This is a genomic window from Zunongwangia atlantica 22II14-10F7, assembly GCF_002094855.1.
GTDB lineage: Bacteria > Bacteroidota > Bacteroidia > Flavobacteriales > Flavobacteriaceae > Zunongwangia > Zunongwangia atlantica.
This window is the reverse complement of record NZ_ARYN01000002.1, coordinates 197,613-211,897: the sequence shown is the minus strand read 5'-3', so window position 1 is coordinate 211,897 and position 14,285 is coordinate 197,613. Positions and strand designations below refer to the sequence as shown.

The following is a 14,285-nucleotide window of genomic DNA, read 5'->3' as shown; positions in this document are numbered from 1 at the left end:
TCAAAAATACAAATTATAGCTGAAGATTATAATTTACAAAGAGATTTAAGCCAATCTTAAGCTTAAAAACAGCAAACTTTGAAAATTCAGCTTATCGAATTTTGTATCTTTGATTTTTATGGAAAAAGCCTTTAAAAATCATATAAAATCGAACTTCCCAAATTTGGTGAATGCCAAGTTGATCCTTGCAGTAAGTGGCGGTGTAGATAGTATGGTTTTGATGCATCTTTGTAAAAAGGCAAAACTAGATGTTGCTGTTGCCCACTGTAATTTTAATCTAAGAAATAATGAAAGTGATGGTGACGAGGAGTTTGTGGTAAGGGCAGCGCAAAATCTAGGGATAAAAGTCCATATTCAGCATTTTAATACCACTTCTTTTGCTGAAGATCACAAGCTTTCTATACAAATGGCAGCCAGGGAACTACGTTATCGATGGTTTGAGGAATTACGAATCGCTGAAAATGCCGATTATGTTTTAGTGGCGCACCACGCCAATGATTCTTTAGAAACTTTTCTTATCAATTTTGTGAGAAGTACTGGTCCAGAAGGCTTGGCAGGAATAAAAGCCGAAAATGACAAGATTTTACGTCCATTATTACAATTTAGTAGGGAAGAAATCGAAAATTACGCCCGTGAAAATCAAATTTTGTGGCGGGAAGATAGCAGTAATGCCTCTACAAAATACCTTCGGAATAAAATAAGGCATCAGGTAATACCGCTTTTTGAAGAAATGAATCCAAATTTTTTGGAAGGCTTCAAAAATACTCAGGAATACCTGCGTCAGCAATTCGATCTAGTTGAAGATTATACCGAGCTGATCTATAAAAAAGCAGTCAAGAAAGTCGATTTTGGATATTCTTTCGATGTGCTTTTTTTACAGCGTTTACCACATACCAAGGCAGTTTTATATCAACTTTTAAAAACATTTGGTTTTACCGAGTGGAACGATGTTTACAATTTGCTGGATGCCCAGTCTGGTAAAATGGTTTTTTCCAACACACATCGACTGGTAAAAGATCGTGATGAACTTATTTTAACCAGGATCGATCAATCTCATTTAAAAGAAACCTACGAAATTGCAGAAAATGAGGAGAACTTTATGCTACCCAATGCAGCTTTTAGTTTTCATAAGGTTTCCGCAATTCAGGAAACCAATCGGCATATAATTTATGTAAATGCCAATAAGCTGGAATATCCTTTAAAACTACGCCGTTGGCAGGAAGGTGATAGCTTTCATCCATTCGGTATGAAAGGTCGAAAGAAAGTAAGCGACTTTTTTAAGGACAATAAATTATCTTTGCCGCAAAAAGAAAATACCTGGTTATTATGCTCTGGCGATAAAATCGTCTGGATTGTGAACTGGCGTGCAGATAATCGATTTGCGATAACATCCGAAAATCAACCCATATTAAAAATTACATTTCATCAATGAAAAAAATTATAGCATTAAGCTTACTATTGTTTGCTTTTTTACCCCTAAAAGCTCAGGTTTTCGATCCAACTATGGCTGGCGGAGGCGGGCAGTTTGAAAATCCAGTAAATTGGGAAGCTTCTTTCGAAAAGGAAAGTGACAGTATTTATATTATTAAAATTAAAGCCGAATTAGAGGGGAAATGGCATTTGTACTCGCAAAAAGAAGTAGAAATGGATATCGCTCCAATCCCAACACAATTCACTTTTAATGCTGAAGAAGGAGGTTACGAGCTTATTGGAGAAACTTTAGAGCCAGAAGTTGAGCCGGTTTATGATGAAGTTTTTGAAGCTGATATTACTTATTTTGAAGAGGAAGCTGAATTCACTCAGAAAATAAAAGTTACCAATCCTGAAGATACACAGGTTATTGCTGAAGTGTATTATTCTGTTTGTGATGATAAGCAATGTTTACCGCCAGAAACCGAACGCTTTACAATTTCTTTAGGTAGTAACAAAGTGACTCAGGGATTTACAGATCTAACTGTAGAAGAAGAAGATCAAAGTTTAGCACAGCAGTTAGATATTAAAGTCCAGGGATGGGAGGGCTACGAAACTGAAGAAGAAGAATCTTCATTTTTAAGCATTTTCTTTTTAGGATTTGTAGGTGGTTTGATCGCATTACTAACGCCATGTGTTTTTCCTATGATTCCACTTACGGTATCTTTCTTTACTAAGAGTGCGCAAACACGTTCTAAAGGAGTTACCAATGCGATATTGTATGGTTTCTTTATCTTTTTAATTTACCTGCTTTTAAGCTTACCATTTCATTTATTGGATAGTGTAAACCCAGAGTTGCTGAATAATATTTCAACCAACGTTACGCTAAACGTGATATTTTTTGTGATATTTATCGTTTTTGCCTTCTCTTTTTTCGGGTATTACGAAATCACTTTACCAAGTTCCTGGGGAAATAAACTTGATGATAAAGCCAGTAGTATTGGTGGTATTATCGGTATTTTCTTTATGGCGATCACTTTAGCAATTGTTTCCTTTTCATGTACAGGACCAATTTTAGGATCCCTGCTAGGAGGTTCTCTAAGTAGTGATGGTGGCGCAACTTTGCTTTCTATCGGGATGGGTGGTTTTGGTTTAGCCTTAGCTTTACCTTTTGCTTTATTTGCTTTATTTCCAAACTGGTTAAATTCATTACCAAAAAGTGGTGGCTGGTTAAATTCAGTAAAAGTAGTTTTAGGATTTATTGAATTGGCTTTAGCATTTAAATTTTTATCGAATGCAGATCTTGTAGATCACTGGGGACTTTTAAAAAGAGAGGTTTTCTTAGGGATTTGGATCGTTTTAGGTATTGGACTTACGTTATATCTTTTCGGTTTAATTCGTTTTCCGCATGATGGCCCAAAACAAAAAATAAGCAAAGGAAGATTTGGTCTTGGGATTATAAGTCTGCTATTTGTTCTTTATTTAATTCCTGGGCTTACCAATACTTCATATTCAAATTTAAAATTACTAAGTGGTTTCCCACCACCAAGTTTTTATAGCTTGTACGATAAAGATACCAGCGGCCCAATGGGATTAGAAAGTTATCATGATTTTGAAGAAGGTGTGGCTGCAGCAAAAGAACAGGGAAAACCTATAATTATAGATTTTACGGGTTGGGCTTGTGTGAACTGTCGTAAAATGGAAGAACAAGTATGGACAGACCCTGAAGTGTACAACCTTCTTAAAAACGATTATATTTTGGTGTCACTTTATGTAGATGATAAAGAAGAATTGCCAGAAGATAAACAGTTTAATTATGAGCGCCCAGACGGTAGCATTAAGAAAATTAAGACGATTGGAGATAAATGGGCGACCTTCCAAACCTTAAATTTCAAAAATAATTCACAGCCGTTTTATGTGCTTTTAGACAGTGATTTTAATCTGCTAAATGAGCCAACTGGTTATACGCCAAAAGCTTCAGAATATATCAACTGGCTGGAAAGCGGACTTCAGAAAAAAGGGGAGCTCGCTAAAAATTAAAAATTCTTTACGATTAGCGGTGTAATTTCTATCTTTAGGGATTAAAAACACAATTCCTGAATAATGAAATTACACCAACGGTCATTACTTTATACATTTTTACTATTTGTAGTATTTCAGGTTGCTGCTCAATCTGGCAGTGATTATAATGTAAAAGATCATTACACTAAAACTGAAGTTGATATCCCAATGCGGGATGGTACTAAACTTCACACTACAATTTACTCTCCAAAAGATACTTCCAAAAAGTATCCTATAATCATGCAAAGAACGCCTTATAACTCCAGACCTTATGGAGAAGGGCAAATGCGTTCTATGATTGGTCCTAACCAATATCTTATGCAACAAGGTAACATCATTGTTTACCAGGATGTGCGTGGACGTTGGATGAGTGAAGGGAAGTATGATAATATGCGTGCTTATATCCCGAATAAAAAAGGAGAGCAGTTTGACGAAGCCAGCGATACTTACGATACTATAGATTGGCTGGTAAAAAACGTAGATAACAATAACGGAAATGTTGGGATGTGGGGAATTTCATATCCTGGATTCTATTCTGTTTATTCTTTAGTAGATTCTCATAAAGCCTTAAAAGCGGTATCTCCGCAGGCGGGAATTTCAGATTTCTTTTTTGACGATTTTCACCATAATGGCGCTTACCTGTTAAGTTATTGGAGAGCAACAGCTCTTTTTGGATATCAAAAAGATGCTCCTACAACAGAGAGTTGGTACGAATTACCAGGTCTTGGTACACAGGATCAATATCAGTTCTTTTTAGATCATACGCCGCTTAGTTCTTTAGACGAATATTATAAAGAAGATAATGAGTTTTGGCAACAACTAAAAGATCATCCTAATTATGACGAATTTTGGGAATCTAGAGGGATTATTCAGCATTTAGATGATGTAAAGCCAGCGGTAATGATCGTTGGTGGATTGTTTGATGCTGAAGATCTTTACGGTCCTTTTAATGAATACAAAAAGATCGAAGAAACCAGCAACACTTATAATATTTTGGTTTACGGGCCATGGAGCCATGGAGACTGGGCTAGAGAAGGAGGAAGACAATCTGTTGGAAATGTATATTTTGAAGACAGTCTTTCTACAAGATATCAGCAGGATTACGAAACAAAATTCTTCAACCATTTCTTAAAGCAAAACGGTAAAGGTTCTTTAGATCTTGCTGAAGCACATATTTACGATACCGGGAAAAGAGAATGGACAGATTACGAGCAATGGCCTCCAAAAAATACCGTTGCTAAAACTTTCTATTTAGGGGACGATCAAGAGCTTACTACAGCCGCTACAGACACAAAACAAGAGTTTGTAAGTGATCCAGAAAAGCCAGTTTCTTACAATAACGAAATTAAAACTGTTTTTACGCCACGTGAATACATGACGGGTGACCAGCGTTTTGCTGCAAGACGGCCAGATGTTTTAGTGTATGAAACTGAAGTTTTAGATGAAGATCTTAGTGTGGTAGGTGAAATTGAAGCTATGCTAAAAGTTGCTACTACAGGAACTGCGGCAGATTGGGTAGTAAAAGTTATCGATGTGTATCCACCAGATGCCGAGAATTATCCTGAAACTATGGATCATTTAAAAATGAGTAATTATCATATGATGGTGCGTAGTGAGGTGATGAGAGGTCGTTTTAGAAATGATTTTTCTAAACCAGAACCGTTTGAGCCTAACACTAAAACCGATGTGAATCTTACATTGCAAGGGGTAAACCATACATTTAAGAAGGGGCACAAGATGCAAATCCAGATTCAGAGTACCTGGTTTCCTTTAATCGACCTTAATCCACAAACTTATGTGGACAATATATTTAAAGCTGAAAAAGAAGATTTTCAGAAACAAACCCATACCGTATTTGGTGATTCAGCCATAAAATTTTCGGTATTGAAAAAATAATTTGTCATGCTGAAGAATCTTAGAAATTTAGGCGTTTTTCTTACAATTTTAGCTTTTGCTTCTTGTAAAAATCAACAGGGAAAGAGCTATTCTGAAGCTGAAATTACTAAAGCTTCAGAAGAACTGAATCAATATTTTGAAGAGCAGTTCGAGATAGAAGTTCAGGAATCACCTATGATGCAAACCCAACTTGGTAGAAAAACCAATTATGGGAAATGGGACGATTTTTCTCATTTACGTTATGCAGATGAGTTGAAAGAGGCAAGAAAGCGAAAAGAATATCTTGAAAATATAGATCCAAATTCGCTAAATAGAGAAACAAATCTAAGTTATCAGTTATACAAAAGACAGATCGATAACGAAATTGAAGATTACGATTATCGGTTTTACGATTATCCGGTAAACCAGATGTTTGGTTACCATTCCAGTTTACCGGCTTTTTTGATCAATAACCACAGGATCGATTCAATTGCAGATGCTAAAGCTTACATTTCAAGGTTAAAAGGTTTTACAAAAGCATTTGAAGATGTTATAGGAGGAATTAAAATTAGAGAGCAAAATGGAATTGTTCCGCCTAGATTTGTTTTTGAAAAGGTAATTGATGATAGTAGAAATATCATTAAGGGAAAACCTTTTGAAAAATCTGAAAATGCCAGTACACTTTTGGCCGATTTCAAGGAGAAAATCGAAAAACTTGAAATTGCTGAAGATAAAAAAGTGAAATTGATAAGCGAAGCTGAAAAAGCATTGGTAGAACATGTTCAGCCAGCTTATCTTTCGTTGATAGAGATTTTAGAAAGTCAGCAAAAACGTGCAAATAGTGATGATGGTGCCTGGAAATTTCCGAAGGGAGATAAATTTTATGAGCTAGCATTAAAACGCACAACGACTACTAATATGTCGGCAGATGAAATTCATGAATATGGTTTAAGTGAAGTAACCAGAATTCATGCAGAGATGGAAAAGATCATGAAAGAGGTGAAATTTGAAGGTTCACTGCAGGATTTTTTCGATTTTATGCGAAATGACGAGCAATTTTATTACGAGAATACCCCTGAAGCAAAAGAGCAATATTTGGCAGATGCAACAGGAATTATAGATGAAATGCGTGGTAGTTTGGATGATTTATTTTTAACCAAGCCAAAAGCAAAAATCAAAGTAAAAGCAGTAGAAGCTTTTCGTGAAAAAAGTGCAGGTAAGGCATTTTATCAGCAACCAGCGCCAGACGGTTCCCGTCCAGGTATTTTCTATGTAAATCTTTATGATATGAAGGCAATGCCAACTTATCAATTAGAGGCTTTAGCTTATCACGAAGGAATTCCCGGGCATCATATGCAAATTGCAATTGCGCAGGAACTAAAAGATATTCCGCAGTTTAGAAAATTTGGCGGTTACGGCGCTTATGTAGAAGGTTGGGGCTTGTACAGCGAATATTTACCAAAAGAAATAGGTTTTTATAAAGATCCTTATGCCGATTTTGGACGTTTAGCGATGGAATTATGGCGAGCTTGTCGATTAGTTGTAGATACCGGGATTCATCATAAAAAATGGAGTAGAGAAGAGGGAATCGAGTTTTATAAAATGAATACGCCAAATGCAGAAAGTGACTGTATAAAAATGGTAGAACGACATATCGTGATGCCAGGACAGGCTACAGCATATAAAATTGGAATGAAGAAAATTTTGGATCTAAGAGAGAAATCTAAAACCGCTTTAGGCGAAGATTTCGATATTAAAGCCTTTCATGATGCTGTGCTATTGGATGGCGCATTGCCTTTAGATGTTTTAGAATCCAAAATTGATCATTGGATCGAAGAAAAGAAATAGATTTTAAAATCGTCCTGTTTTAGATTACAGGGCGATTTTTTTATTATCATAAATTATATGGGATTGGAAAATAATACAGAGTTAAAAACCGTAAAACTGGTAAATAAAGCCAGTACAGAGGTAAGTATCGTAAACTTTGGTGCTGCTATTGGAAGTATTAAGCTTTATGATAAAAACCAGAGAATGGTGAACGTGATTGTATCACCAATTATTCAGGATTTACCATCATCTTTAAACAAATCACATAACCAGTGTTTTGGGGCATCGATAGGGAGATATGCAGGAAGAATTTCTGAAGGTAAATTCGAATTGGATGGAAAAGAATTTAGTCTTCATCACGAAAACGGCGTTCACCTGCATGGTGGTGAGAATGGATTTCAGTATAAATACTGGGAGATCGTGGAAGAAAAGCATGAAGAAAATCCTTCAGTAAAATTAAAATACCTAAGTAAGCATAATGAAGAGGGCTACCCTGGTAATTTAGAAGTTTTTGTAACCTACACTTTAAATGAGGAAAACGATGTGATTATCGAATACGAAGCTAAAACCGATAAAAAAACAGTCGTTAATTTAACCAATCATGCCTATTTTAATTTAAATGGTGAGGGAAGTGTTAGCGATCATTTCTTAAAAATTAATGCTGATAAGATTTTAGAGATCGATGATAAGCAATTACCTACCGGAAATTTAAATAATCTACAAGGCCATGCAAAAGATTTTGGTAGTAATAGATTAATAGGAAATAGAAATCTGGACGATACTTTTGTGCTTAACAGTGATGGAGATGAGTTAGGCGCTCAGCTTTTTGCACCGCTAACAGGGATAAAATTAGATATGTCTACCAATCAGCCTGCAGTTGTGGTTTATGCACCAGAATCTTTGCCAGGTGATTTAACATATCAAACTAAGATATCTGAGTTTCCATCTATTTGTTTTGAGGGACAAAATTTCCCGGATGCACCAAATTTCAGGAATTTTCCTAATAGCATTTTGGAGCCAGGTGAAACTTATTACAATAGAATTAGCCTGAAATTTAGCGTTAAAAAATAGTATTTTCGACTATAAGCGTATTTTTTACGTTTATAAAGCAAAAAAGTAATATCTTTAGCAAAATATTGTGAAAATTTTATTTCATTTGGGATACGGTGAAGTTTTCTAATTCTAAGACACTACATCGATTTATTATCAACTTTTGAGATTTTCTTAAAATACAATCTAAACTTATTTTATATGGAATTTGAATTATTAGACGTGATAGTATTCGTTGCTTACGCGTTACTTATAATCGGGGTAGGATTATGGGTTTCTCGAGGCAAAGGGGATACTTCAGAGGATTACTTCCTGGCCAGTAAGTCTTTACCCTGGTGGGCGATTGGTGCATCTTTAATTGCAGCCAATATTTCTGCAGAACAGTTTATCGGGATGTCTGGTTCTGGTTTTGCATTGGGTCTGGCTATTGCTTCTTACGAATGGATGGCTGCGATCACTTTAATTGTTGTGGGTAAATTTTTCTTACCTATTTTTATTGAAAAGAAACTTTATACTATTCCAGAGTTTATTGAAGTTCGTTATAGTAAAAACCTAAAGACGATTTTGGCCGTTTTTTGGATTTGTTTATTCATATTCGTTAACCTTACTTCAGTTCTATATTTAGGAGCTACTGCCTTAGATACGATTATTGGTAGTGGTGATGGAGCTATTTTTATGGAGTGTATTATTGGTCTGGCTTTATTTGCAGCAGCATATTCGCTTTATGGTGGTTTATCTGCTGTAGCATGGACAGATGTTGTACAAGTAGTGCTTTTGGTTATTGGAGGTTTAATAACTACGTATATCGCTTTAGAACACGTTTCTAGTGACGGAAACATTTTTACCGGTATGGCTGAAGTTTACGAGCAGGTACCAGAGAAATTTTCTATGATCCTTGATAAAGGCGAAATTATTACACCAAACGGGAAAGATGCATGGTGGGATTTACCGGGAATCGCTGTATTAGTTGGTGGTCTTTGGGTTGCTAACCTTTACTATTGGGGCTTTAACCAGTATATTATCCAGAGAACACTTGCAGCTAAGAGTTTAAAGGAATCTCAGCGTGGTATCGTGCTTGCAGGATTTTTAAAAATATTAATTCCGCTTATTACAGTAATTCCGGGGATTATTGCTTTTGTAATGAATACCGATGCAGGTGGAGCAATTACTGAAGGTGTAACCAGCGCTTCTTTCTTTGGTGAAAACGGAAGAATTATTAATGATAACGCAGCGCCCTGGTTAATTAAAGAATTTGTACCAGCAGGTTTAAAAGGACTTGTTTTAGCCGCTCTTGCAGCAGCCATTGTATCTTCTTTAGCTTCAATGCTAAACTCTACCGCTACGATCTTTACTATGGATATTTATAAGCCATTTTTCCAGGAGAAAGCAGGAACTTCAGAAAAAGGATTGGTAAATGTCGGTAGGGTAACAGCTTCTATAGCTTTAGTTATTGCAATTATTCTGGCGCCACAATTAAAAAGTTTAGGACAGGTTTTCCAATATATTCAGGAATATACCGGTGTTGTTAGTCCGGGAATATTAGCAGTATTTATGCTAGGTTTATTCTGGAGAAAAACTACAAATAATGCGGCGATTTGGGGAGTATTGGTTTCTATCCCAATTGCATTATATTTCAAAATAGGGCCAAATGGTTGGATGGAATCACCATTCTTTGTTACCTGGCCGTTTATGCATCAAATGATGGCGACCTGGATCTTGACGATGATCATTATGGTGATCATTACTTACCTTGAAACGGGTGGTAAAATTCAGGAGAAATCTATTAAACTTAGCAAGGATCTTTTCAAAACAGGGCCAATTTTCAATATTGGTAGTTTTGCGATCATTTTAATTGTTGCGATGTTGTACGCTATGTTCTGGTAGAAATCAGAAAAAACATATAAAAAGCAAAAATCCCGAAGCATTACACTTCGGGATTTTTTTATTGGTTGGTTTAGTTGGAAAAATTATTGCTTTAAATAATGAATATCACTTAGATTTTGTAAAGTTTTGGCAGCCTGCTCTGCAGTAATATCTCGTTGTGGGCCGGCAAACATTTCGTAACCTACCATAAATTTTTTCACGGTAGCTGAACGTAAAAGTGGCGGATAAAAACTCATGTGCCAATGCCATTCAGGATAATCTGAACCATCAGTCGGGATTTGATGAATTCCGCTTGAATATGGGAATGAGGTTTCAAACAGGTTATCATATTTTATGGTCAGTTTTTTAAGAATTTCAGCAAAAGCTTTTTCTTCTTCTTCATTTAACTGCCCAATATGTTGTTGATGTTTTTTTGGAGCGATCATAATCTCATAAGGCCAAACTGCCCAATAAGGTACTAGTGCAACAAAGTATTCATTTTCAACAATTATACGCTCTTTAGCCTCTAATTCCTGTTTTATATAATCCCCAAGTAAACTGCTTTGATTCTTATCCCAATATTCTTTAAAATGCTTCGATTTTTTTTCGATTTCGGTTGGGATAGACATTTGCGACCAGATTTGCCCATGTGGATGCGGATTACTACAACCCATAATGGCGCCTTTATTTTCAAAGATTTGAACGTAATTAATGTTTTCCTGGCTGCCTAACTCGGCATATTCTTTTTTCCAGGTTTTCACTACTTTGGTAATATCTTCTTCTTCCATAAGTGGAAGGGTAAGCGAGTGATCTGGAGAAAAGCACACCACTTTACAAATACCAACTTCGGTTTCCGCTTTCATTAATCCATTTTCCTGAGTTGCCACAGGGCTATCGATCAAAAGCGCAGAAAAGTCGTTTATAAAAGTATAAGGTTCTTTATAATCTGGGTTTTTATCGCCAGTACTTCTTGTATTTCCCGGGCATAAATAACAGCTGGGATCGTAAGTTTCTTTTTTAGGCGTTGTATCCTTTTCGGTTTTCCCCTGCCATGGTCGCTTTGTACGATGCGGGGAACAAAGAATCCATTCGCCGGTTAGAATATTATATCTTCTATGAGGGATCGAATTAATATCGTGACTCATTTTTATCGTTTTCTAATTAGTAATTATAATTTTTCTACGATTGTTCCTTCACTTGGTGAAACAGCAATAGTATCTAATTTTATATTGAATTTTTTGAAGTAAGCTTCAGCAGCTTCAGCAACATATTCGTCGATCTTATCAGCTTCAATTAAATTAATGGTACAGCCGCCAAAACCACCACCCATCATTCGGGAACCATAGATGTAATCTTTATCTCTGGAAAACTCAACCAAAAAGTCGAGCTCTGGGCAACTTACTTCATAATTATGCTGAAGTCCGTCGTGAGATCCATACATTAAACCTCCAAATTCGTTAAGCTCTCCTGCTTTTATTGCCGTTGTAGCATTGATTACACGCTCGTTTTCTTCGATCACGTAACGTGCTCTTTGGTATTGTTTTCCTTCTAACTCTGCTTTAAATTCTTCAAGCATTTCAAGATTTACGTCACGCAGACTTTTTACTTCCGGATATTTTTTCTGAATCACTTCAACAGCAGCCTCACATTCCTGTCTACGCGTATTATATTCGCTATCGGCAAGATTGTGGGAAACATTGGTATTCAGCAATAACAATTTACAGGATTTAAAATCTGCGGGAATATATTCAGCATGTAAACTTTCACAATCCAAAAGAATAATATGATCCTGTTTGCTCATTACTGAAGCATATTGATCCATAATTCCGCATTTATTACCTACAAAATTATGTTCGGCTTTTTGCGATAGCTGAGTAATTTCAACTTTGCTTAAACCAAGATCAAACAGAGCATTTAGTCCTGAAGCAAAACCACATTCTAAGGCCGCAGAAGAACTAATTCCTGCACCGGTAGAAAGGTCGCTTTTAATGATACAATCAAATCCTTTTAAAGATTTTCCTAAAACCTTGATTTCGTTAGTTACTCCTAAAACATAGTTTTCCCAGGATTTTTCGCTTATCGATAAATTGTTATGATCAAATTCTAAATAGGCGTTATAGGTAGCGCTATAAATACGACAGGTACTATCTGTCCCGTTTTCTTTAAATTCGAAATAGATTTTTTTATCGATTGCGGTAGGCATCACAAAACCATTGTTATAATCTGTATGCTCGCCAATTAGATTTATTCTTCCGGGAGAAGCCACTTTAATGCTAGGCTTAAAATCTGTAAAAGCTTCCGGTAATTTTTGCGCGTTGGTTGAAGTACTCAATGTGCTTATTTTTAGTAAATTTATAGATCAAATATAATAAACGTAAAATTTACATTCATCTTTTTAATTGATTATTTTTTAACTATTTCCCTATATTTAACAGCAAACTGTATAAAATACGCTTATGACGCCAGCTTTAAAAGATCTATACGTCCAAAAAGATAAAATGTATGTAGCAACCGACTGTATTATTTTTGGTTTTGATGCAGGGAAGTTGAAACTACTCGTTTTTAAACGTAGGGTAGAGCCATTTTTGGGAACCTGGTCTTTGATAGGAAGCTTTGTACGAATGGAAGAAGACGTAAGCGTTGCCGCCAAACGTGTACTTACCGAAATTACAGGTTTAGACAATGTTTTTATGGAGCAACTTAAAGCTTACGGTTTGGCAGATCGTGATCCTGGCTATCGCTGTGTTTCTATAGCACAATTTGCTTTGATTAGAATCGACGATTACGATAAAGAACTAACAGAAAAGCACGGTGCGCATTGGTTCGAATTAGAAGAATTGCCAGAGCTGGTGTTAGATCATTCACAGATGGTAGAAGATGCAATGGCACGATTAAAACGTAAAGCCAGATATCAACCTATAGGTTTTGAGCTTCTACCAGAAAAATTTACGATCCCGCAGTTACAATCTTTATACGAAGCTATTTATCAAAAGAAACTGGATGATAGAAATTTCAGAAAAAAATTAATGTCACTGGGATTATTAATTAAGCTGAATGAGAAAGATAAAAGCTCATCACGAAGAGGCGCTTTTCTGTATAAGTTTGATTATGATAATTATCAAAAGCTGGTGAAATCTGGGTATAACTTCGAGATTGCTTAAATTGAATCAATTTTATTTGATATTTTATTAAAATTATAAGATTTAAAGTCGGTTTTTAATTTATAATGTATATTTTACGCTTATTAATAATTTCTGAAAAGGATGAGTAAGACAAATCGAAGATCTGCGATTAAGGCAATGGCAATGGGAGCTGGAGTTTTAGGTTTAAGCCCAATGATTGCATTGGAGGCTGAAGCAAAACCAACCAACCTAAATATGAAACGTTTAAAAAATAATATTAAACACTCTGCCTGCCGCTGGTGCTATCAAAGTATTCCTTTGGAGGAATTTGCAAAAAATGCTGCAGAAATTGGATTAAAAGGAATCGATCTTTTAAAGCCTGAAGAATGGGAAACTGTTGAAAAATATGGTCTTGAATGTTCTATGGCTACAGATACTTTTGCAAATATCGAAAACGGATTTAACGAAGTTAAAAACCATCAGCATTTGCAGGAATCTTACATGCCTTTAATCGAAAAAGCTTCGAATCACGGAATAAAGAATGTGATTGTTTTTTCTGGTAATCGCCGTGGAATGGACGATGAAACCGGATTTAAAAACTGCGTAACAGGTTTAAAACCATTGTTGGAATATGCACAAGAACGTAATGTAAATCTTGTGATGGAGCTTTTAAACAGTAAAGTAGATCACCATGATTATATGTGCGATCATACAGAATGGGGTGTAGAGCTGGCTAAACGTACAGAAATGCCAAACTTTAAACTGCTTTACGATGTGTATCATATGCAAATTATGGAAGGTGATGTGATTGCTACGATTAGAAAACATCATAAATACATTAATCACTATCATACTGGTGGCGTTCCTGGTAGAAATGAAATTAATGATTCGCAGGAATTATTTTACCCGGCGATTATCAAAGCGGTAATAGAAACCGGTTTTGATGGTTATTTAGCACAAGAGTTTATCCCAACTTACGATGATAAACTGGCAGCCTTAAAAGAAGGTATTAAAATTTGCGACGTATAGTTCTAAAAATAGGATCAAAAAATAACGAATCTCGCTAACAGGCGAGAT

The 14,285-nt window shown here is 35.8% G+C and carries 10 protein-coding genes; 8 read left to right on the top strand and 2 right to left on the bottom strand.

Features of this window, described 5'->3' with window-relative positions:
* Positions 1-118 precede the first annotated feature (118 nt).
* The 6 genes from tilS (at position 119) to IIF7_RS03150 (ending at position 10,107) form a co-directional block, all read left to right on the top strand.
* Positions 119-1,432: a tRNA lysidine(34) synthetase TilS gene (tilS, locus tag IIF7_RS03175; RefSeq protein WP_084840228.1), complete on the top strand. Its 1,314-nt coding sequence runs from the start codon at positions 119-121 to the stop codon at positions 1,430-1,432.
* On the top strand, positions 1,429-3,450 hold the full coding sequence (locus tag IIF7_RS03170) for a protein-disulfide reductase DsbD family protein (protein WP_084840227.1): 2,022 nt from the start codon (positions 1,429-1,431) through the stop codon (positions 3,448-3,450). The genes tilS and IIF7_RS03170 overlap by 4 nt, the downstream gene beginning before the upstream one ends.
* Before the next feature lie 63 nt (positions 3,451-3,513).
* Entirely contained in the window at positions 3,514-5,367 is a 1,854-nt protein-coding gene (locus IIF7_RS03165) for a CocE/NonD family hydrolase (protein ID WP_084840226.1), read from the top strand.
* A 6-nt stretch (positions 5,368-5,373) separates the two neighbouring features.
* Entirely contained in the window at positions 5,374-7,194 is a 1,821-nt protein-coding gene (locus IIF7_RS03160; RefSeq protein ID WP_084840225.1) for a DUF885 domain-containing protein, read from the top strand.
* 57 nt (positions 7,195-7,251) lie between these two features.
* A complete protein-coding gene (locus tag IIF7_RS03155; RefSeq protein WP_386274864.1) occupies positions 7,252-8,244 on the top strand; it encodes an aldose epimerase family protein in 993 nt (330 codons plus the stop codon).
* A 180-nt stretch (positions 8,245-8,424) separates the two neighbouring features.
* On the top strand, positions 8,425-10,107 hold the full coding sequence (locus IIF7_RS03150) for a sodium/sugar symporter (protein WP_084840224.1): 1,683 nt from the start codon (positions 8,425-8,427) through the stop codon (positions 10,105-10,107).
* Between the two features lie 83 nt (positions 10,108-10,190).
* On the opposite strand, the gene IIF7_RS03145 is transcribed toward IIF7_RS03150, so the two are convergent.
* Entirely contained in the window at positions 10,191-11,231 is a 1,041-nt protein-coding gene (locus IIF7_RS03145) for a UDP-glucose--hexose-1-phosphate uridylyltransferase (protein ID WP_084840223.1), read from the bottom strand.
* 23 nt (positions 11,232-11,254) lie between these two features.
* Positions 11,255-12,418 carry a galactokinase gene (gene galK, locus IIF7_RS03140; protein WP_084840222.1) on the bottom strand — a complete coding sequence of 388 codons (1,164 nt, stop codon included), beginning with the start codon at positions 12,416-12,418 and terminating at the stop codon, positions 11,255-11,257.
* Positions 12,419-12,542: 124 nt separating this feature from the next.
* Here galK and IIF7_RS03135 point away from each other — a divergent pair, with 124 nt between their 5' ends.
* Both IIF7_RS03135 and IIF7_RS03130 read left to right on the top strand, forming a co-directional pair.
* Positions 12,543-13,247 (top strand): NUDIX hydrolase, encoded by a 705-nt coding sequence (locus IIF7_RS03135; RefSeq protein ID WP_084840221.1) that lies wholly within the window; start codon positions 12,543-12,545, stop codon positions 13,245-13,247.
* 102 nt (positions 13,248-13,349) lie between these two features.
* Positions 13,350-14,237 (top strand): hydroxypyruvate isomerase family protein, encoded by an 888-nt coding sequence (locus IIF7_RS03130; protein ID WP_245801495.1) that lies wholly within the window; start codon positions 13,350-13,352, stop codon positions 14,235-14,237.
* The last annotated feature ends 48 nt before the right edge of the window (positions 14,238-14,285 follow it).